The organism is Streptomyces sp. NBC_00370, assembly GCF_036084755.1.
GTDB lineage: Bacteria > Actinomycetota > Actinomycetes > Streptomycetales > Streptomycetaceae > Streptomyces.
This window is the reverse complement of record NZ_CP107968.1, coordinates 5,548,329-5,568,310: the sequence shown is the minus strand read 5'-3', so window position 1 is coordinate 5,568,310 and position 19,982 is coordinate 5,548,329. Positions and strand designations below refer to the sequence as shown.

Annotated in this window: 19 protein-coding genes; 8 read left to right on the top strand and 11 right to left on the bottom strand. The window is 71.0% G+C overall.

What is annotated here, in order from left to right; all coding sequences use genetic code 11:
* Nucleotides 1-64: 64 nt before the first annotated feature.
* The 5 genes from mpaC to OHS57_RS24895 are packed head-to-tail and all read right to left on the bottom strand — an operon-like array spanning nt 65 to nt 5,504.
* Nucleotides 65-1,294 carry a daptide-type RiPP biosynthesis dehydogenase gene (mpaC, locus tag OHS57_RS24915; protein WP_328583403.1) on the bottom strand — a complete coding sequence of 410 codons (1,230 nt, stop codon included), beginning with the start codon at nt 1,292-1,294 and terminating at the stop codon, nt 65-67.
* A complete protein-coding gene (mpaD, locus tag OHS57_RS24910) occupies nt 1,294-2,580 on the bottom strand; it encodes a daptide-type RiPP biosynthesis aminotransferase (RefSeq protein WP_041984944.1) in 1,287 nt (428 codons plus the stop codon). The genes mpaC and mpaD overlap by 1 nt, the downstream gene beginning before the upstream one ends.
* The gene (gene mpaM, locus OHS57_RS24905) at nt 2,580-3,416 is read right to left on the bottom strand and encodes a daptide-type RiPP biosynthesis methyltransferase (protein WP_328583402.1); all 837 of its coding nucleotides are present in this window, start codon (nt 3,414-3,416) and stop codon (nt 2,580-2,582) included. The genes mpaD and mpaM overlap by 1 nt, the downstream gene beginning before the upstream one ends.
* Nucleotides 3,413-4,528, bottom strand: a complete 1,116-nt coding sequence (gene mpaB / locus OHS57_RS24900) for a daptide biosynthesis RiPP recognition protein (RefSeq protein ID WP_328583401.1) — start codon at nt 4,526-4,528, stop codon at nt 3,413-3,415. The genes mpaM and mpaB overlap by 4 nt, the downstream gene beginning before the upstream one ends.
* The gene (locus OHS57_RS24895) at nt 4,521-5,504 is read right to left on the bottom strand and encodes an LLM class flavin-dependent oxidoreductase (RefSeq protein WP_328583400.1); all 984 of its coding nucleotides are present in this window, start codon (nt 5,502-5,504) and stop codon (nt 4,521-4,523) included. Before OHS57_RS24895 ends, mpaB begins: the two co-directional genes overlap by 8 nt.
* A gap of 344 nt (nt 5,505-5,848) precedes the next feature.
* Here OHS57_RS24895 and OHS57_RS24890 point away from each other — a divergent pair, with 344 nt between their 5' ends.
* Nucleotides 5,849-6,277 (top strand): pyridoxamine 5'-phosphate oxidase family protein, encoded by a 429-nt coding sequence (locus OHS57_RS24890; protein ID WP_328583399.1) that lies wholly within the window; start codon nt 5,849-5,851, stop codon nt 6,275-6,277.
* A gap of 46 nt (nt 6,278-6,323) precedes the next feature.
* Here OHS57_RS24890 and OHS57_RS24885 read toward each other — a convergent pair whose 3' ends face one another.
* Entirely contained in the window at nt 6,324-7,562 is a 1,239-nt protein-coding gene (locus OHS57_RS24885; RefSeq protein WP_328583398.1) for a hypothetical protein, read from the bottom strand.
* Complete coding sequence (locus OHS57_RS24880) at nt 7,559-8,767, bottom strand: ThiF family adenylyltransferase (protein WP_241778473.1); 1,209 nt, start codon at nt 8,765-8,767, stop codon at nt 7,559-7,561. The genes OHS57_RS24885 and OHS57_RS24880 overlap by 4 nt, the downstream gene beginning before the upstream one ends.
* A gap of 46 nt (nt 8,768-8,813) precedes the next feature.
* Between OHS57_RS24880 and OHS57_RS24875 the strand changes: the two genes are divergently transcribed.
* Nucleotides 8,814-8,984: a hypothetical protein gene (locus OHS57_RS24875; RefSeq protein ID WP_157874285.1), complete on the top strand. Its 171-nt coding sequence runs from the start codon at nt 8,814-8,816 to the stop codon at nt 8,982-8,984.
* Between the two features lie 13 nt (nt 8,985-8,997).
* The gene (locus OHS57_RS24870; protein WP_328583397.1) at nt 8,998-10,320 is read left to right on the top strand and encodes a M14 family zinc carboxypeptidase; all 1,323 of its coding nucleotides are present in this window, start codon (nt 8,998-9,000) and stop codon (nt 10,318-10,320) included.
* A gap of 39 nt (nt 10,321-10,359) precedes the next feature.
* Here the strand turns inward: OHS57_RS24870 and ychF are convergent, their stop codons facing one another.
* Nucleotides 10,360-11,448 (bottom strand): redox-regulated ATPase YchF, encoded by a 1,089-nt coding sequence (ychF, locus tag OHS57_RS24865; protein WP_328583396.1) that lies wholly within the window; start codon nt 11,446-11,448, stop codon nt 10,360-10,362.
* 203 nt (nt 11,449-11,651) lie between these two features.
* Between ychF and OHS57_RS24860 the strand changes: the two genes are divergently transcribed.
* Entirely contained in the window at nt 11,652-12,242 is a 591-nt protein-coding gene (locus OHS57_RS24860; RefSeq protein WP_443042960.1) for a DUF6542 domain-containing protein, read from the top strand.
* A 115-nt stretch (nt 12,243-12,357) separates the two neighbouring features.
* Here OHS57_RS24860 and ppgK read toward each other — a convergent pair whose 3' ends face one another.
* Both ppgK and OHS57_RS24850 read right to left on the bottom strand, forming a co-directional pair.
* Nucleotides 12,358-13,095 (bottom strand): polyphosphate--glucose phosphotransferase, encoded by a 738-nt coding sequence (gene ppgK / locus OHS57_RS24855; RefSeq protein WP_041984983.1) that lies wholly within the window; start codon nt 13,093-13,095, stop codon nt 12,358-12,360.
* Nucleotides 13,096-13,129: 34 nt separating this feature from the next.
* Nucleotides 13,130-14,119: a 4-hydroxy-3-methylbut-2-enyl diphosphate reductase gene (locus tag OHS57_RS24850; protein ID WP_198533216.1), complete on the bottom strand. Its 990-nt coding sequence runs from the start codon at nt 14,117-14,119 to the stop codon at nt 13,130-13,132.
* Nucleotides 14,120-14,341: 222 nt separating this feature from the next.
* Here OHS57_RS24850 and OHS57_RS24845 point away from each other — a divergent pair, with 222 nt between their 5' ends.
* From OHS57_RS24845 to OHS57_RS24835, 3 genes are all read left to right on the top strand, one after another.
* Nucleotides 14,342-15,775 (top strand): APC family permease, encoded by a 1,434-nt coding sequence (locus tag OHS57_RS24845; RefSeq protein ID WP_328583395.1) that lies wholly within the window; start codon nt 14,342-14,344, stop codon nt 15,773-15,775.
* A 187-nt stretch (nt 15,776-15,962) separates the two neighbouring features.
* Complete coding sequence (gene xseA / locus OHS57_RS24840) at nt 15,963-17,171, top strand: exodeoxyribonuclease VII large subunit (RefSeq protein WP_328583394.1); 1,209 nt, start codon at nt 15,963-15,965, stop codon at nt 17,169-17,171.
* A 66-nt stretch (nt 17,172-17,237) separates the two neighbouring features.
* Nucleotides 17,238-17,492, top strand: a complete 255-nt coding sequence (locus tag OHS57_RS24835; RefSeq protein WP_041984991.1) for an exodeoxyribonuclease VII small subunit — start codon at nt 17,238-17,240, stop codon at nt 17,490-17,492.
* 765 nt (nt 17,493-18,257) lie between these two features.
* Here OHS57_RS24835 and OHS57_RS24830 read toward each other — a convergent pair.
* A complete protein-coding gene (locus OHS57_RS24830; RefSeq protein ID WP_041984994.1) occupies nt 18,258-18,800 on the bottom strand; it encodes a DUF4245 domain-containing protein in 543 nt (180 codons plus the stop codon).
* Nucleotides 18,801-18,923: 123 nt separating this feature from the next.
* On the opposite strand from OHS57_RS24830, the gene glpX reads away from it, so the two are divergent.
* Complete coding sequence (gene glpX, locus OHS57_RS24825; protein WP_041984996.1) at nt 18,924-19,955, top strand: class II fructose-bisphosphatase; 1,032 nt, start codon at nt 18,924-18,926, stop codon at nt 19,953-19,955.
* The last annotated feature ends 27 nt before the right edge of the window (nt 19,956-19,982 follow it).

The window sequence follows — 19,982 nt, the reverse complement described above, 5'->3', positions numbered from 1 at the left end:
GTATCCGTCGGCGGACACCGACGGAAATCTGTGGTGCGCGGTGACGCCGCCCGTCAGCGGTGTGTCACAGCGCGGCCGCCGGCTGCGGCACCCGGACGGCCTGGGCCATCACGTGGCGCACATCGGCGAGGGTGAGCGCGCCGAGGGTCGGCAGTCCGTCCCCCCAGGCCCGTGTGGTGGCCCGGGCGATCCGGTCGATCTGCTCCGCTGTCGCCTCGACGCGGTGCTCGATCTGCCAGTCGTCCAGCAGGGCCGCGACGCCCTCGACGGGGTCGGCGGGCAGCGGAGCCCCGCCGCTCTGCGCCTGGTGGGCCTCGGTGACCGTCCGCCACAGCCGGTGCAGCCGGGGGGCCGAGCCCCAGCGCGCGTCGCCCTCGACGACGCGCTGCCAGAGCGGCCCCAGGACCGCGGCTGCGGCCGTCATCTTGCGGCGCCCGAGACCGGACGAGAGCTCGTTGCCCAGGTACCAGCCCTTGCAGGCGCAGGGGTCGCGGCCGAGGTTGAACCACTGGCTGTGGCTCACTCCGCTCAACTTGGCTATCTCCAGGCGAAGCTGGTCGCCCGGCGCCAGGCCGGCCCGCCGGGTCCGCGCCAACTCGGTGCCGAGCCGCACCATCCGGTCGACGAGGGTCAGCACGAAGGCGTCCTCCGTCGGCAGCTCCTGCGGGTCTCCGGTGTACATCCCGGCGACCCGGAACAGGACTTCGAGTACGCCCTCGGCGAGGAGTTCCACCGGCAGGGTGCTGGTGGCGACGGGATCGAGTACGGCCACGTCGGGCTGGAGTCCGCTGCCGAGCACAAGTCGCTTGCCCTGCGCGGTACTCAGACAGGCGCCGCCGCTCAGCTCGCTGCCGGTGCCCACCGTCGTCGGTACGGTCACCACGGGTATCCGCGGCTCCGCCTCGGCCGGCAGGAGCACCAGGCCGCTGCGGTGCCGTACCGCGAGCCGGTCCCGTACGGCGGGGTGGGAACCGAGCAGCACCGCGAGCTTGGCCTGGTCGAGGATGGTGCCGCCGCCGACGGCCACGACGAGTTCGCTCTCGCGCAGCCGCTCGGCCAGGGCCGTGACGCTCTCCAGCGTCCCGGGGCCGGAGGGCACCAGACACTCGACCGTACGGCCGGCCCACGCCGCGCACTCCCGCACCCGGGCCACGGCCTGCGACTCGGCGACCGCCGGGTCAGCCAGGATCGTCAGGCTCCGGCCGCCTTGCAGCGGCAGCCATTTGGCCAGCCCGCCGATGCCGTAGGCGACTTGGGTGAGCGGACGCCTGCTGAGGTTCCACACCGCGTCCATCAGACCGCCCTCGTCCCTGTGGCGCCGAAGGAGCGGCCACGGGCCTCGGCGTGCGCGGCGACCCCGGCCCGTACACAGCCGATCAGCTCGGCGAGTTCGGCGTCCGTGTAGGTGAGCGCGGGAAGCAGCTGTACGCCGTTGACGCTGGGGTGGACGACGGCGCCGGCCTGCCGGATCGCGGCGACGACCGCCGGGACCTCGTCCTGCGGCAGCGGCTCTCCCTGATCCGTGCACAGCCGCACGGAGCGGAAGCAGCCGATGCCGGTGGTGCCGGCGACGGACGGTTCGGTCTCGACCAGCTCGGCGAGCGCCGTGTCGAGGAGCGCGGAGAGCCGTCGCGCCGAAGCGACAGCGCCGAGCCGCCGCATCTCGTCGATGGTGGCGAGGATCGCCGCGCAGGTGACGGGAGTTCCGGCCTGGGTCTCGCCGTGCACGAACACGTCCCCCGCCGTGTCGAACTGCGCGGCGATCGGCTGCGACACCAGCACGGCCGCCGCCGCGCTCGTACCGTTGGTCAGGCCCTTCGACGTGATCAGCAGGTCCGGGGGCGCCGGCCAGCGCTGCGAGGCGAAGAAGTCGCCGGTGCGGCCGAAGCCGGTGGCCACCTCGTCGGCGACGAGCAGGAAGCCGTGCCGGTCGCGCAGTTCGAGCAACGTCTCGATGTATGCGGGTACGAGCGGCACCGCGCCGCTGCCGAGTACGGGCTCCACGACCACGGCGGCGATCCTGCTGCCCTGGCGCTCGGCGAGGGCGACGATCTCGTCGACCGCGTTCGGTGTCACATGCCGCACCAGACGCTGGTCGACCCCGTAGACGGCCTGGCCCAGATTCTCGCCGGTGAGCGCGAACCCGCCGAAGGTCAGGCCGTGATAGCTGTCCCGCAGTCCCACGACGAGCTTGCGCGCGCCGTCGCCGCGCAGTGCGTGGTGGTGCCGGGCCAGTTTCATCACCAGGTCGTTGGCCGCGCCGCCGGATGTGGAGAACAGCACCCGGCCGTAGTGTCCGGCGCCCGCCACCTGGACGAGTGCCTGCGCGGCGCGCCGGGCGTAGACGTTCTCGTAGCGGAACACCGACAGGTAGGAGGCCTCGCGCAGGGCGTCGGCGCAGGCGCCGGCGATGGCCTCGTTGCCGTATCCGAGGTTCGCGTTCCACAACCCGCTTGCCCCGCAGAGCAGTTCACGGCCGTCGAGAAAGCGGATCCGGACGCCTTCCGCCGACACCGCGCACAGTTCGTCGGCGCCGTGCAGACCGGGCTCCAGCAGGGAGGGCCACAGTTCGTTCGCCATCAGACGGCCTCCACTTCGAGCAGCACGTCGGTGTGCCGGGGTCCGCCGTGGGGCAGTTGGTGCCGGGCGACGACGCGCAGTCCGGCATCGGCCAGCTCCCGCGTCAGTGCGTCGGCGGGCAGGACCCGGATCGACGTGGTGAGCACGTCGATGCGCTCGGCCGTCGCCGCCTCCGGCGCGGGCGGCAGGATGGTGACGCGGCGCACCGGATCGCCGGCCGGCCAGTGTTCGATCATGCGGTACCGCCGGCCGCTGGCGCCGGCCGCCTCGAAGTCGAGGTCGGCTTCGTCGGTCGAATCGCCGCTCGCCATGACAGCCGTGACGGGCGTGACATCGACGGTGGAGAGCACGAACCGCCCGCCGGGGGCCAGATGGGACCGCACGGCTGCGTAGAGGCCGGCCCTGCCAGCTTCGTCGAGCAGCGACACCGATGTGGTGCCGAGGACGACGACGGCGAACGTCCGGCCGAGGCTGAACGCGGACATGTCGCCCAGTACGGGTACGCAGCGGCGTCCGGCCCCTGCGGGAGCGGCGGCGAGCCTGGCCCGCAGCAGGTCCAGCATGCTCTCCTTGAGCTCCAGCGCCGTGACCTCACGGCCGAGGGCGAGCAGCGGCAGCGTCAACCGGCCGGACCCCGAGGCGAGTTCCAGCACCGGGCCGCGGAACGCGCGCACCACGCGCAGCAGTTCCCTGATCTCGCTGGTGTCGCCGGCGGCCAGGTCGTGATAGACCGGCGCGCCTTCCTCGTCGTACAGGTCGTGCAGAGAGACCCGGTCCCCGTATTCCGCCAGGACCTGCCCGGCAAGTCCCGGGACGGCTGCCGCTGTTGTGGTCATGCCGTCACCGCCACCGCTGAGGTGTCGGGCACGAGTGGCACGCCCTTGGCGGCGAAGAAGGCCAGCACCTGGTCGACGGCGGCGCGGTCGACGGGCGGGGTGTCCGGCTGCGTGTCCGGCTGCGCCGGCTGGTCGAGTACGCCCTCGACACTGCCGTGGACCAGCAGCATCTCGGTGATCTGCGCTGCGCGCCTGCCGAGTTGGAAGGTCCGGTCGAGGCCCGGCACCCGTACGTACGCCTTCTCCGGGGTCCAGGAGAGGAACGGCGCTCCGGGGTCCACGGCGTCGTGCGCGTCGGTGACCGCGTCGAGCGCGGGCACCAGCCGCCGGCCGAAACCGGAGACCCGGGCGTCGGTGACCCCGTGCCCCTGCAGGTCGCGCTGCACGTCCAGGGCGGCCAGGTAGCGGGCGAGCCACGGCCGTTGGCGCACGGCGGGGCCGCGTACCTCTTCCGGCAGTGCGGCGCCCAGCGCCACCGAACCGTCCGCCGGGGACTCGGAGTTCAACCGGTCCCACTCGGCGCCCAGGGCGGCGGCCGAGTCGCCGGCGGTTCCGAGGCGCACGCCCTGCGGCGAGATGGAGACGTCGCCCTCGCGGTTGACGTAGAGCCGGGTGCCGGGCCCGTCGCCGGGCTCACGGCCGCCGAGCGCGGGCAGATCGGCGAGTTGCACGGCGGGGCTGACCGCGAACGCGGCGAACGTCCCTTCCGTCTTCGCTGTGTCGGCATCGGCGAGGAACGTCTCGAAGTCCGTCTCCCCCGCGACCCGTACGAGCGTCGTGCCGAGCAGCGACATGTAGGGGCTCGTGCTGTAGTCCTGCACCTGGAGGAAGAGGACGTCACCGACCGAGGCGTCGTCGCCCGGCTCGCTCAGCGAACCCTCGTACCCGATGACGGTGGCACCGGACGCGTGCTCCTCGCCGTCCTGCTCCCCGGGGACCAGGACGAGCGTGCGCGGCCCGACGACATCCGAGCCGAGTACGGCGGTGAGATGTCCGGGGTCCTCCAGTACGACGGTGGCCACGCCGGGGCCCGCCGTGTCGCCGAGCGGCGGACGTCCCGTGACCCAGGAACGCAGGTGCCGGCCTACCCGGCCGATCAGTTCCTCATTCACCGGATTCCCTCCGATCCGCGCCTACCGCAGCGAGAATCTTTTTCAAGTCGTCCATTGCGGCTTTGGGGCCGTACAGATTGCACACGCCCGTGAGATTGAGCACGATCTCGTCGACGCCGGCGTCCCGGTATTCGTCGAAGCGCTTGACTATCTCGTCAAGACTGCCGAATACGAAGGAGCCGGATTCTGCCATCAGCCGCCCTGCGGACCGCGGGTCGAGACCAGCTATATCAACGCCCGCTTTTCCCAGCATGTCAATATAGTGCGGGGCCTGCATATGGGCCGCATTACTCGCCATGACGAACTCGGAGACATCGCGCCCAGGCCGCTCGATCGCCACGGGCACCATCGCCGAGATGCGGGGCACGGGCCGCCCCGCGGCCTGCGCACCCTCCCGCAGCGCGGGCCGCACGGTCCCGTCGAGATAGGCGGCGGGCGTCAGCCAGGTGACGGCCACGTCGGCCACCTCACCGGCGAGCCGCGCCATACCGGGCCGCAGCACACCGAGCCCCAGGTGAACAGGGGGCGCCATGGCCGGCCCCATCTGCGCGTGACAGGAGAAGTACTCCCCGTCGACATCGACCACTTCGCCGCTGAGCAGCCCGCGTACGACCGTCAGGTATTCGCGGACGGCGGTGAGCTGGCTCTTGTACGGAGCGCCGAGCAGACTCTGCTGGAACACCTTGGCCCCGGGCCCGAACCCGGCGACCACACTCTCGCCGGTCGCCATCGCCAGGGACTTCACCTGGTGGGCGGCTTCGAAGGGATGCCGCAGCGGCATCAGGGCCACACCGAGCCCGGTCGGCACCCGGAATCCGGCACCGGCAGCCGTCGAAAAAGCCTGGAAGGGCTCCATCAAAAGACTCTGCCCTTGCCACAACCGCGCAGCGCCTGTCCATTGCACCAACGCCGCATAAGGCAGAACCTGCTCAGGACGGCGCGGCAGGAAAGGCATCAATATCGAGTAGTTCAACATTCTCCCCGTTCACAACTTCGTGTGACGGCGTGAATATTTGCAGGAGACCACCGGACGGCGCAAGGCCATCAGTCGCAGCTTCATGCAGGCGCGACTGCAACAAACTGCGGGAGCGGAGATATCGACGCGACGTTTAATTCGAGCAGACCCGCAAAGCGGCAGCTCGCAGCGGCACCGACCACCCCTCTGACGCGTCGGAAACGGTCAGGGACGAGGCACCGGCGGTGCCGAATCAGGCACCCACGACAGGCAGTGCCACACCAGAAAGACGCACCGGCGGGTCAGTAGGTTGTACGGGAAGCGCCGTTCCCGCTCCCCCGGCACCATCTTTCGAAAGGGGCACGATGAGTGACACCGTCAACCACCTGACCGCCGAGGACCGCGAGTTCCTCGCCCGCCCGCTGCACGGGTTCCTGACCGTGGCCGGCTCCCCGCCGCCGTCACAGCCCCGGCCCGTCTGGTTCGAGGCGACGGCCGAGGGCACGATCCAGCTCATCACGGAGCCGGACGCGCTGAAGGTACGGCGCCTGCGCACCGACCCGCGTGCGTCGATCGTCGTCGCCGCCCCGGTGGGTGAGCGGGAGCGCTGGATCTCCGTCGTCGGCCGCGTGACCCTGGAGTCCGAAGGGGCGCACGACCTGTGCTCGCGCCTCGCCGCCCGCTACTGGGACCTCGACGACCCGACCCGGGCCGCCGACCTCGCCGGGATGCTGGCCGGCGACCAGTTCCGTATCGTCATCCACCCGGAGACGGTGCGGCGCTTCGCGTACTGAGTCGCGGTCGCCGGGCGGTCGGGGCAGAGCCGTCAGGGCCGGGCGATCAGGGCTTGGTGCGCTTCGCGCGGCGGTTGCGCCAACGGGTCACCAGCCACAGGACGTTGACGCCGCCCAGGATGATCAGCACCACCGCGGAGTCGGCGTTGCCCGCGACGCCGTGGTCAGGGCCGAGCCCGCGCGCAGCGCGGACCAACAGGGTGATGTCGACGGGGAGGGTGACGGCGGCCAGGAACGTCAGGCACGCCGCCGTACCCACCACCAGGACGACACTGTAGACGCGGACGGCCCGGCGCTCGTGGGCCGGCAGCCTGCTGCTCGGGTCGGCTGCCGTTCCCGGGCCGCCCGTGCGGCCGAAGCGCACCGCCCGGCGGAACGCGTAGCGCGCGTAGGCGAGCCCGTCCCCGTACAAGTCCCGGCAGCCGGTGAGGTCTTGGAGGACGAAGTACAGGTCGGTGCGGGTGAACACCATGAGTTGGAAGGGCAGCGGCAACAGGGCCAGCAACAGAGCGGCGCCCAGCAGCCGGTGGGCCGTCGTCCCGGTGTCGGTCAGGGCGAGCACCAGGACGAGGGACGAAGCGACGGACAGGTTGAGCGCGATCCCGGCCAGATAGGCGGTCAACCGATGCCGGCGGGGGGCCAGTTCGATGCCGCTGATGTCCGTCTGCATGACGAGGAACTGCAGCCGCGTGCCCAGCCGCATCCGGCCCGGTACGCCCGCGGCGCGCGCGGTCACCAGATGCGCCAGCTCGTGGGCCAGCAGCAGCGTCCATCCGGCCGCCGTCCCGGAGAGCAGGACCAGGCTGCCGTGCGGGCTCCACAGCAGGTCGCGATAGGTGGGGAGGAGATCCGGGCGGCGGACGAGGACGGCCACGGCGGCCGCCAGCACCAGTCCGACCAGTACCGGCAGCGCGGGACGCAGGGCGAACCGGACGTGGTGGGGGCGCAGTCGCGGCAGGGACGCGCGCGGCGGCTCCACGTCCGGGACCGGACAGTCCCCGATCCGGGCGACGAACCCCAGAGCGGCGAGGTCGTCGACGAAGTCGCTGACCTCGAACTCCTCGCCGGTCTCGGCGCGCAGCGTCTCCGCCGTACGCCCGACGCTCATTCCCTCGCCCAGGAGTTCCACGGCCCGCGCCCCGACGGCGGGCAGCGCGACGAAGGTTCGGGTGGCCATGCGGCCGACGATCCACTCGTCCCGGTCGCGGCGCACCGCCAGGTCGTGCAGCAGGACCCGGGTGGACGGCCTGATCCGGCGACGGTCCTCGGCGGCGGTGTCCGTCATGCGGGGGCCAAGGGAGCGGCCGGACGCGGACCGTTGACCGATTCCGCCCCGCAGGCCGGGCAGTCGGGCCGTCGCTCCGAGCGCTGCATGACCGGGTCGCCGGGCAGCATGAGGTTCAGCCCGAACCGGTAGCCGGGTTCGATCGGCGGGACGCCGCACAGCAGCGCGATGGCGGCATGGGCCAGCAGGCTCCCGGACAGTCCCGCGGTCACCGCGTTGGCCGGCTGCCAGGGCATACGGGGCGATGCGGCGTCCTCGTCCTGGCCGGGCGCGAGGCGCAGATCGCGCCGCTCGGCCTCGGCGAGGCGCAGGCATTCCCAGCACGCGCCACGGCCCGGCGCGAAGACCCCGACGCTCACCAGCGGGCCCCGGTAACCGGCTTCGGCCCACGGCGTACCGCTCGCCAGACAGGCCGTGTTGGCCCATCTGCGGATGACGGCGGGGCTGTCGGCGGCCAGCAGCAGCACGTCGTACCCCGCGCCGTCACCGAGGCCACCGGGCCCGCTGGGGCCATCGAGCCCGCTGGGGCCGCCCGCCAACAGAGCTTCCAGATCGGCGGGCCCGCGTATCTCCCGCCCCTCGCCGGTGACCGTCGCATGCGAGTTCAGGGCGCGCAGCGCCGCCAGCGCCGCGTCGATCTTGGGCGTACCGATGTCCTGCTCGCGGAAGAGCGTCTGCCGGTTGAGGTTGGACAGTTCAACGAGATCCGGCTCGACGCAGTGCAGCCGCCCCACTCCCGAGGCCACCAGGTCCCGTGCGGCGGCGCCGCCCGTACCGCCGACGCCGACCAGCAGCACCCGGGCGCGGCTCAGCCGTACCTGCGGCTCCCAGACGCTCTCCCGCGGCGCCAGGTCCATCCAGCGCAGCAGGGTCATCCCCCGCCCGTAGCGCTCCCGCTCCCGTTCGGAGAGCTCCGCCGGCGGCGCGGCACCGGCGTCCTCCACGAATCCCGCCGTGGTCAGATCGGTCAGCGCCTGGACGATGTCCGCTTCCGGCAGCCGCAGTTGGGGGTGGTGCTTGTGCACCTCGGCGACGATCTCCCCGCCGTCCCGTGTGCCGTCCATGGCCTCGACCAGCGTCCACACCCAGCCGTCGGGATCCTTGACCTCGGACCCGATGCCGTGGACGACACTGCCGATCCGTACGTGACCGTCCACCGTCCGATAGGCCCGGTGCTCCGGCTTGACCCTGGGCAGTCGCATCATGCCCGCCGTCATCTTTGCGCCAATCTCGTCAGCCCCAACTCCCCCTGTGACAGCAGTCATTGACAACACTGACCGGACACGCGAAGTCTTGCAAGGGCATCAAACGGCTGCACCGCGCAGTCACCGGAAGGGAGACGGCATGGCGAACAAGATCGAGATCCGTCCGCTGGACAAGAAGGAAACCACCGGCGACAGCGGCGGCAACGGCGGGTCCTGACCGGACGCGAATGATGGACCGTTACCTCACGGTCGCTGAAGTCACCGATTCGGCGCGGCGGTTGGTCTCCCGGTTCCCGGGGGCGAGCCGGCTGCGCCGGATCGGGACATCACGCGCGGGCCGACCGATCCTGATGCTGTCCCTGGGCCACGGGCCGCACCACATCCTGGTGGTCGCGGGAGCCCACCCCGACGAACCGGTCAGCGGCGTGAGCGCGCTCGCACTCGCGGAGCGCGTGGCGCTCGGCGACGCCCCGTCGACGGTGACCGACCTCTCGGCCGTCACCTGGGACATCATTCTGTGCATCGACCCGGACGGCGCCACACTGAGCACGTACGGAGTGAGCGCGTACGGAACGAACGACGCGACGGCGCCCCACACCCTGAAGGACTACTTCGGCTCCGCCTTCCGCCCGATGGCGGCCGAACAGCCCGAGTGGGCACCGATCATCGGGCAGTCGCTCCCGGAGAGCCGCGCGCTCTTCGGCGTGATCGACGAACTGCGGCCGATCCTGCAGTGCTCCCTGCACAGCGTGGACGCGGGCGGCAGCTGGGTCCAGTTGACCCGCGACCTGCCCGAACTGACGGTCCCCTTCCACGCGTCGGCCAAAGAGCACGCCATTCCGCTGCAACACGGCAGCTACGACGCCCTGTACTGGGAGAACCCGGCCGCCGGCATCTACGTCCTGCCGCCGGAGGACAGCACTAGCCGGCTGGCGGCCGGGTCGGAGAACATCGGCCGGTCCACCTGGTGCGCCCCCGCCGGGTACGGCGGCGTGACGGCGATCATCGAAGTACCCCTGTGGGCAACGGACCTGGCCGAGGACTCGTCCCCCCACCCGAGCGCCCTCGCCGCACTCCACGACCTGACCGCGCTCGTACTGGACGGCGGCCGGCAGGTGACCGCCGTCCTCGACAAGGCACGCGGCTTCCTGCCCCCGGCCCGAACCAGCCCGCTCAGGCGGGTGCTGGAGTGGATGACCGCCGACCTGTACGACGTGGTCGCCGCCTCCTGGACCCCCCTGACCCACCAGGCAGCCGCCGCCACGCACCCCGACGACCCGAACCGCCTGACAACGGCCCAGGTAACGGCCCTGGACGTCGTCGCCCGCCGCCAACCCCTGCGCGCAGCAGGCCTCCTGCTGCGGCTGCTGAAAACGGCGGACGACCCAGCCGCCCCGCGACTGCACCGCGAACTGAACGCACTCTTCACCACGTGGTGCACGGACTTCGAAAGAGACCTGCGGCTGCGCCGCGTCCCGATAGCCAAACAGGTGGAACACCAGACCCGCACGATAACGGCAGCCGCCGAAAGCGCCCTGACCACCGCCAGCTGACCCCGCCCGACGTGCCCTGTCCGCCGCGACCTACCGCGCCTACACGTTGAAGCGGAACTCGACCACGTCGCCGTCCTGCATCACGTAGTCCTTGCCCTCCATGCGGGCCTTGCCGGCTGCGCGGGCTTCGGCTACCGAGCCTGTGGTGACCAGGTCGTCGAAGGAGATGACCTCGGCCTTGATGAAGCCCTTCTGGAAGTCGGTGTGGATGACGCCCGCCGCTTCCGGGGCCGTCGCGCCCGTTTTGATGGTCCAGGCCCGGGATTCCTTCGGGCCGGCCGTCAGGTAGGTCTGCAGGCCCAGGGTGCGGAAGCCGACGTGGGCGAGGGTGGCCAGGCCCGGGGCTTCCTGGCCCACCGACTGGAGGAGTTCCAGGGCCTCGTCGTCGTCCAGTTCGACCAGCTCGGACTCCAGCTTCGCGTCGAGGAAGATCGCCTCGGCGGGGGCCACCAGGGCGCGCTGTTCGTCCTTGAAGGTGTCGTCCGTCAGCTCGTCCTCGTCCACGTTGAAGACGTAGAGGAACGGCTTCGTCGTCAGCAGGTGCAGGTCGTGCAGCAGCTCGACGCGGTCGGTGCCCTGGACGATGCCCGCGGCGAAGAGGGTCTGGCCGGTCTCCAGGATGGCCTGGGCCTCCTCGATCGCCTTGACCTTCGGGCCCACGTCCTTCTTGATGCGGGACTCGCGCTGGAGGCGCGGCAGGACCTTCTCGATGGTCTGGAGGTCCGCGAGGATCAGCTCGGTGTTGATCGTCTCGATGTCGCTCTTGGGCGAGACCTTGCCGTCGACATGGACGACGTTCTCGTCCTTGAAGGCCCGGATGACCTGGCAGATCGCGTCGGACTCGCGGATGTTCGCCAGGAACTTGTTGCCCAGGCCCTCGCCCTCCGACGCACCGCGCACGATGCCCGCGATGTCGACGAAGTCGACCGTCGCCGGGAGGATCTTCTGCGAGCTGAACAGCTCAGCGAGCTTGTCCAGGCGTGGGTCGGGTACGCCGACGACGCCGACGTTGGGCTCGATCGTGGCGAACGGGTAGTTGGCCGCCAGCACGTCGTTCTTGGTCAGGGCGTTGAACAGGGTCGACTTGCCGACATTCGGCAGGCCGACGATTCCGATCGTGAGCGACACGTTGGCGACTTCCTGAAGTGAGGGGCTGAGCGGGGACTGGCGATTTCCCAGTTTACGGGCGCCCCGGCGGGCTCGACGACGGGTTCGACGTCACGGTCGGGGCCTGGTGCGACGCGGCCGAAGGCCTCGAACGCAACCCCAAGGTCATTCAAAGGGCGTGTCCCACCCCCGATCGGGACCCCCGGGCCACCTACGTTGTTCGGGTGGAGCAGCCCAGGACACGTCCCCCCCAGCGCCGGCAGCGGCCGCAGACCACCCTCCCGGCTCCGACGCGCGGCGCGGTCTCGGAGGCCGCGGGCTCCTACCGGGTGCCCGCTCCGGGCGGCCGGCGGGTGCCGCCCGTCGTGCTCACGTTGCGCAGACTGCCCAATCCCCGGTTCACCGGGCTCGGCGCCGGGCTCTTCGCCGTCGCCGCGATGCTCTGCGTCGGCTTCCTCGACGAGCTGATCCTCGACGGGGCGCCGCTCGCGTACGGGCTGCTGTTCCTGCCGCTCAGCGCCGCCACGGCGCTCTGGGTGCGGACGGCCGACCTGGTCACGGCGCCGATCAGCGTGCCGATCGCCTTCGCCGTCGGCACCGTACCGATCTCGGGCGGCTCCGGCGGTCTCGGCGGCCAGACGATGGCCGTGATCACCACCCTCGCCGTGCACGCCGGCTGGTTGTACGGCGGCACGCTCGTCGCCGGCGTCATCGCGTCCGTACGGAAGGTACGGCAGATGGGGCGGCGGCAGCTGGCACGTGACACCGCCGCAGCCGCCTCCATCGGCACCGGGACCCGGCTTCCGCGTCGCTAGCCGGGTCAGCGCAGGTACGGGTCCCGCGCCGATCGCGGCTGGGTCAGCAGAGGTCAGGTCCGGTGCAGGTCCGCGTCCGCCCTTCGGCGGCGTCGCGGTCGCCGGACCGCTCCCCTCAGCGCCTCGCCGCCGCCATCGCCGCTCCCACGATCCCCGCGTTGTTCTGCAGCTGCGCCGGGACCATCTCCGCCCTGACGCCCTCGATCAGCGGCAGGAACTTGTCCGCCTTGCGGCTGACGCCTCCGCCGATGATGAACAGCTCCGGCGAGAACAGCATCTCCACATGCTTCAGATACTTCTGGACGCGATGCGCCCAGTGGTGCCAGCTCAGTTCCTCGTCGTCCTTGGCCTTGGTCGACGCGTGCTTCTCCGCGTCATGGCCGTGCAGCTCCAGATGGCCCAGCTCCGTGTTGGGCACGAGCGTGCCGTCGATGAAGAGCGCGCTGCCGATGCCCGTGCCGAACGTGAGCAGGAAGACCGTGCCCTTACGGCCACGCCCCGCGCCGAAGGCCATCTCGGCCACGCCCGCCGCGTCCGCGTCGTTCAGCACCGTGACCGGCATGCTCAGCCGCTCGCCGAGCAGCTCGCCCGCGTCCACGTCGATCCATGACTTGTCGACATTGGCCGCCGTACGGATGACGGAACCGGTCACCACCCCAGGGAAGGTGATGCCGACCGGTCCCGACCAGCCGAAGTGCTCCACGACCTCCACGACGCCGTCCGTCATGCTCTCGGGCGTCGCGGGGTGCGGGGTCAGTACTTTGTGGCGCGGCTCCGCCAGGTCGCCGCGCTCCAGGTCCACGGGCGCGCCTTTGATACCCGAGCCGCCGATGTCCACTCCGAAGACGTTCATGGACGACACGTTACGGCCAGACGCTGACAAGGAGTTACTTCTGTGTCATCGCAGCGGCTTCGGCCCGCAGATCGCGGCGCAGTTCCTTCGGCAGCGAGAAGGTGATGGACTCCTCGGCGGCCTTGACGATCTCGACGTCCTCGAAACCACGCGCGGCCAGCCACTCCAGCACGCCTTCCACCAGAACCTCCGGTACGGAGGCCCCCGACGTCACGCCGACCGACGACACCCCGTCGAGCCACGTCTCGTCGATCTCGTCCGCCGCGTCGACCAGATGGGCGGCGCCGGCGCCGGCGCCGAGCGCGACCTCGACCAGCCGTACCGAGTTGGACGAGTTCTTGGACCCGACGACGATGACCAGATCGGCGTCGGAGCCCATCTGCTTGACCGCGATCTGCCGGTTCTGTGTGGCGTAGCAGATGTCGTCGCTCGGGGGCGAGATCAGCAGCGGGAACTTCTCCTTGAGCTTGTCGACCGTCTCCATCGTCTCGTCCACGGAGAGCGTGGTCTGGGAGAGCCAGACGACCCTCGACTCGTCGCGCACCTCCACGTTCGCCACGTCGTCGGGGCCGTCGACCAGCGTGATGTGGTCCGGGGCCTCGCCCGATGTGCCGATGACCTCTTCATGGCCGTCGTGGCCGATCAGCAGGATGTCGTAGTCGTCGTTCGCGAACCGGACGGCTTCCTTGTGGACCTTGGTGACCAGCGGGCAGGTCGCGTCGATCGTGGCGAGGTTGCGGCCCGCGGCCTCGTCGTGGACGACGGGAGCCACGCCGTGCGCCGAGAACATGACGATGGATCCCTCGGGGACCTCGGCCGTCTCCTCGACGAAGATGGCGCCCTTCCGCTCCAGGGTCTGCACGACGTACTTGTTGTGGACGATCTCGTGTCGGACATAGATCGGCGCGCCGTACTGCTCCAGGGCTTTCTCGACGGCGATCACCGCGCGGTCCACGCCCGCGCAGTAACCACGGGGGGCGGCGAGCAGGACGCGTTTGCGGGACGTAGCAGTCATGCGTCCCATCGTAAGGCCGCCCAGAACAGGCGCGAGATCGCCCGTACCGGTGAGACTGAGCAGGTACGGACGGGGCATACATGCCGGGCATGACGGGCGTACACGCTCGGCGTGACCGGCATACGTGCTCGGCATGACGGGCGTACGTGCTCGGCATGACGGGCGTACGTGCTCGGCATGACCGGACGTACACGCCGGACATGAATGAACGACGACGATCGGACTCATGCGATGACGGCTGAGGGGCAGGCGCCCGCGCACAGCGGGTTGCGGCGGACGCTGCGCTTCCGCGATCTCGTCGTGTACGGGCTCCTCTTCATCGCCCCGATGGCCCCCGTCGGTGTCTTCGGCACCCTCGACGCGAAGTCGCACGGCTCGGTGGCGCTGGTCTATGTGGTGTCGACCGTCGCGATGGGCTTCACCGCCTTCAGTTACGCCCAGATGGTGCGGGTGGCGCCGCAGGCGGGTTCGGTCTTCGCGTACGCCCGGAAGGGGCTGGGCGAGGCGCCCGGGTTCATCGCCGGGTGGATGGCGATGCTGGACTACCTGCTGATCCCGGCCGTCGCCTATCTCTTCGCGGGGATCGCGATGGAGGCGCTGGTGCCGTCCGTCGACCGGTGGGTGTGGACCGCGATCGCCGTCGTGATCACGACACTGCTCAATCTGACCGGGGTACGGGCCGCGGCCCGGGTGGGCTTCGCCGTCCTCGCCCTGGAGATCGTCGTGCTGCTGGTGTTCGTGGTGTCGGCGATCGTGGTGCTCGCACGGGACGGCGCGGAGCGTGGCTGGTCCACGCCGTTCACCAGCGATACGAGTTTTTCGGCCGCCGCCGTGCTCGGCGCGGTGTCGGTCGCCGTGCTGTCGTACCTCGGCTTCGACGCGATCGCCTCGTTCGCCGAGGAGGTGACGGGCGGTTCGCGGCAGGTGGCACGGGCGGTGCTGCTCTGTCTGGCGCTGGCGGGGGTGCTGTTCGTGGCGCAGACGTATCTGGTGGCGCTGCTGGAGCCGCAGACCTCGGCCCAGCTCGCCGCCGATCCGGTGGCGCAGGGCTCGGCGTTCTACGACGCGGTGGACGCGTCGGTCGGCAGGTGGCTGCACGACCTGGTCGCTTCGAGCAAGGCGATCGGCGCGGCGTTCGCGGCGCTGGCGGGTCAGGCGGCGGCGGGACGGCTGCTCTTCGCCATGGGCAGGGAACGCAGACTGCCGCGCGCACTGGCCCGTACGGACTCGGGCGTCCCGCGCGTCGCCCTGCTGCTGGCCGCCGTGGTGACGCTGCTGGCGGCGGTCTGGGCAGCGCGGCGGGACGACGGCCTCGACCGGCTGGTGTCGGTGGTCAACATCGGCGCCCTGACGGCGTTCGTGCTGCTGCACGCGTCGGTGGTCGGCTGGTTCGCGGTCCGCCGTCCGGGCCGCAACCCGAACTGGTTCACGCAGGTGGTGGTACCGGTGATCGGCGCGGGGATTCTGATCGCGGTGATCGTGGAGGCGGCGGACTCGGCGCAGCTGGTGGGCGCGGTGTGGTTCGTCATCGGGCTGGTGGTGCTGCTGGTGCAGTGGCGAGGACGGATGGGACCGGGGTCGCCGAAGGCGGGTGCCGGGTCCGGGTCGGGGTCGGGGTCGGCATCCGGCTCCGGGTCGGGGACGGGGTCGGACGCGGGTTCCTGACCCCGACCCGGACCCGGCACCCGGTACGGCTCCGGCGGGCTCCTGGTGCGCATCCGGGTCGTCGACCGACGTAAGTGGCGGGCTTACCGGCCCGGCTAAGGCTCTCCAACGGTCTCGCTCCGGGCCGAGGACCCGGCCAGGCCGGCGGTTTCCTGGGGATGTCGTACGTGGCGGATACGCTCGGCGCATGGCTCTCAACACGTCAGCCGAGGCTCCGCTGCCCGTCGGGGAGGTCTCGCGGCTCATCGGTGGGTGGATCGACCGGCTCGGGGCCGTCTGGGTCGAGGGGCAGATCACACAGCTCTCGCGCAGGCCCGGCGCCGGGGTCGTCTTTCTGACGCTGCGCGACCCGTCGTACGACATCTCCGTGGGCGTCACCTGCTACCGGCAGGTCTTCGACGCGATCGCCGATGTGGTCTCCGAGGGCGCGCGCGTCGTGGTGCGCGCCAAGCCGGAGTGGTACGCGCCGCGCGGGCAGCTTTCGCTGCGGGCCACGGAGATAAGGCCGGTCGGGATGGGCGAACTGCTCGTGCGGCTGGAGCAGTTGAAGAAGGCGCTGGCCGCCGAGGGGCTGTTCGCGCTCGATCGCAAGCGGCCCCTGCCGTTCCTGCCGCAGCTGATCGGTCTGGTCTGCGGCCGTGCCTCGGCGGCCGAGCGCGACGTCCTGGAGAACGCCCGCCGCCGGTGGCCCGCCGTCCGCTTCGAGGTGCGCAACACGGCGGTGCAGGGCGTCAACGCGGTCTCGCAGGTCGTCGAGGCGGTGCGGGAGCTGGACGAGCTGCCGGAGGTCGACGTGATCGTGGTCGCACGCGGCGGCGGCAGCGTGGAGGATCTGCTGCCGTTCTCGGACGAGCAGTTGATCCGGGCGGTCGCGGAGTGCCGTACGCCCGTGGTGTCCGCGATCGGGCACGAGCCGGACTCGCCGCTGCTGGATCTGGTGGCGGACGTACGGGCGTCCACGCCGACGGACGCGGCGAAGCGGATCGTGCCGGACGTCGGGGAGGAGCTGGACCGGGTGCAGGCGCTGCGGGACCGGGCGCTGCGGACCGTACAGGGGCTGCTGGACAGGGAGGAGCGCGGGCTCGCGCACGCGCTGGCCAGGCCGGTGTTGGAACGGCCCCACCGGATGCTGGAGGAGCGCGCGGCCGAGGTGACGGCGCTGGCCGACCGGGGCCGCCGGGTGCTGCGGCACCAGCTGGACCGTGCCGACTCGGAGCTGTCGCACACGCTGGCGCGGGTGGTCGCGCTGTCGCCCGCCGCGACGCTGGAGCGGGGGTACGCGGTGCTGCAGCGCGAGGACGGGTCGGTCGTCAGGTCCCCTGAAGGGCTCGCGGGCGCGGAGGAACTGCGGGCGAGGGTGGCGGACGGGGAGTTCACGGTGCGGGTGACGGAGTGAGGACGAAGGTGTCAGGCGCGGTGAAGTGCGCGGTTGTTGTCGGAGAGCGCTCGTAGGGTGGATGCCATGGCCAAGACAGACACGGAAACATCAGCGGCCACGGCCGGTGAGCCGCTCGGCTACGAGCAAGCGCGCGACGAACTGATCGAGGTCGTCCGCCGGCTGGAGACGGGCGGCACGACGCTGGAGGAGTCGCTGGCCCTGTGGGAGCGCGGCGAGGAGCTGGCCAAGGTCTGCCGCCGCTGGCTGGAGGGCGCCCGCGCCCGCCTGGACGCCTCCCTGGCCACCCCGGACCGCGACGAGCCGGCAGCGGAGGAGTAGCCGACCGGCCCCCGGCCTCGGGCCCTTGCGGGCACGCTCTCGGGGCGACGTCTCCGGGCGCGCCCTCGGAAGCCGCTGGATCCCGGGCCCACGGCCCGGGGCCTCCCGTTCGGATCCGGCAGGACTCGCATGCCCTGGCACCTCCCCGCACGGCGTCGCCGTCGGTCGCCGACCGGCCCCCGACCTCGGGCCCCTGGGCACGCTCTCGGGTCAAGTTTTCCGGACGCGCCCTCGGGAGCCGTTGGATGCCGGCCCCAGGGCCAGGGGTCCTCACGTTCGGATCCGGCAGGCGTTGCCGTCGGTCGCCGTGAGGCGCCCGCACGGGTACGCACCGTGGCCACTGCGCCCGACGGCCGGGCATCCCGGTTCCACCGGCGTATGAGCGCTGAGCGTGACGCGATGCGGTATCCGCGCCACCCCGAGCCAACACTGCGCCGTGCGGCGCTGCCGCCGGTCAGCACCGGACACCCGGACACGGGACCCGGAACCCGGCGAAGGCCGGTATCCCCCGGCTCAGCCCGGCACCCTGCCGCATCGCCACCGAGCCGACGGCCGGTGCCGCCCGGCTCTGCCGGCGCACGACAGCGAGCGTGGCAGGACATGGCGGCCGCGCGGACGTACGACCGCTGCGTGGGAGCTGACGGCCGAAAGTGTTCCGGTCGGATCCGGCAGGGCTGGCGTGCTGCCCTGGCACCGCGCCTCGCGACGCCGACGCCCGTCGATGACGCGACGCCCCCAACACGCCCGCGCGCCCGCGCCCAGCCCTTACGCGCCCGCCTGTACCGCCGTTTTCTTGAACTCCAGCGCCGCCGCCATCGCGCCCAGGCGCTCGTACGACGCCGTGCCCGTCACCACCGTCGTCGCGCCGTTCTCCGTGCGGACCAGGGCGTCGTAGCGCGGGCCCTTCCAGCGTTGCCAGGGTTGGCCGGCGACCTCTTGGGTCTTGCCGGTGTTCTTGGCCTCCTGCGTCACGTCGGAGACGTACCGCTTCGTCGGCGACGTCGACTGCTCGATCGCGACGTACTCGCCCTCCGGGTCCAGGAAGCCGAGGTGCCAGGAGTTGCCGTTCGCACCGTCGTACGTGACGGAGGTGGCCTTCCACTTGCCCGTCAGGCCCGTGGGGGCCGCTACGGGGTACGGCGCCGCGCGGCGCGCCGTCAGGAGTTCGACCCGGTAGTCGACCTTCTTGACCGGGTCCGCCTTGTCGTCATGGGGGATGAACACATAGATGACCGCGACGATGATCCCGATGACCACCATCGACAGCAACATGTCCCGCACCGTCTGTCTGCCTCGCTCGCCTGCCACTCCCCCATCGTCGCATCAGCGTTTCGCGCTCATCCGTGGACCCCTCTGCTCAAGTTGTCGATGTACGGATAGAGTCGTATCACCCTCTTTTCCGGCCGTCGCCGTACAGAAAGGTGCGTTCCGATGACCGAGCATCAACTACCTCCCCCTCTTGAGGTGTCTCCCGAGGCACCTGACCGCAACCTCGCCCTCGAACTCGTCCGGGTCACGGAGGCCGCCGCGATGGCGGCCGGCCGCTGGGTCGGCAGGGGCGACAAGAACGGCGCCGACGGCGCCGCCGTGAACGCCATGCGGACCCTCGTCTCCACCGTCTCGATGAACGGCGTCGTCGTCATCGGCGAAGGTGAGAAGGACGAAGCGCCGATGCTGTTCAACGGCGAGCACGTCGGTGACGGCACCGGCGCCGAGGTCGACATCGCCGTCGACCCGATCGACGGCACGACCCTCAACGCCAAGGGCATGCCGAACGCCATCGCCGTGCTGGCGGCGGCCGACCGGGGCGCCATGTTCGACCCGTCGGCCGTCTTCTACATGGACAAGCTGGTCACCGGCCCCGAGGCGGCGGACTTCGTCGACATCAACGCCCCGGTCGCCGTCAACATCCGCCGGGTCGCCAAGGCGAAGCACTCGTCCCCCGAGGACGTCACGGTCGTCGTCCTGGACCGGCCTCGGCACGACGGCATCGTCAAGGAGATCCGGGAGACCGGCGCCCGGATCAAGTTCATCTCCGACGGCGACGTGGCCGGCTCCATCATGGCGGCGCGCGAAGGCACCGGCGTCGACCTGCTGATGGGCATCGGCGGTACACCCGAGGGCATCATCTCGGCGTGCGCCATAAAGTGCCTCGGCGGAGTCATCCAGGGCAAGCTCTGGCCCAAGGACGACGACGAGCGGCAGCGCGCGATCGACGCGGGTCACGATCTCGACCGGGTGCTGTCCACGGACGATCTCGTCAGCGGCGACAACGTCTTCTTCGTCGCCACCGGCATCACCGACGGCGAGCTGCTGCGCGGTGTGCGCTACCGCTCGGAGACGGCGACGACCCAGTCGCTCGTGATGCGCTCGAAGTCGGGCACGATCCGGCAGATCGACTCGACGCACCGGCTGTCGAAGCTGCGCGCCTACAGCACCATCGACTTCGACCGCGCGAAGTAGGACGTAGCAGGACGAGTCGCATCGGAA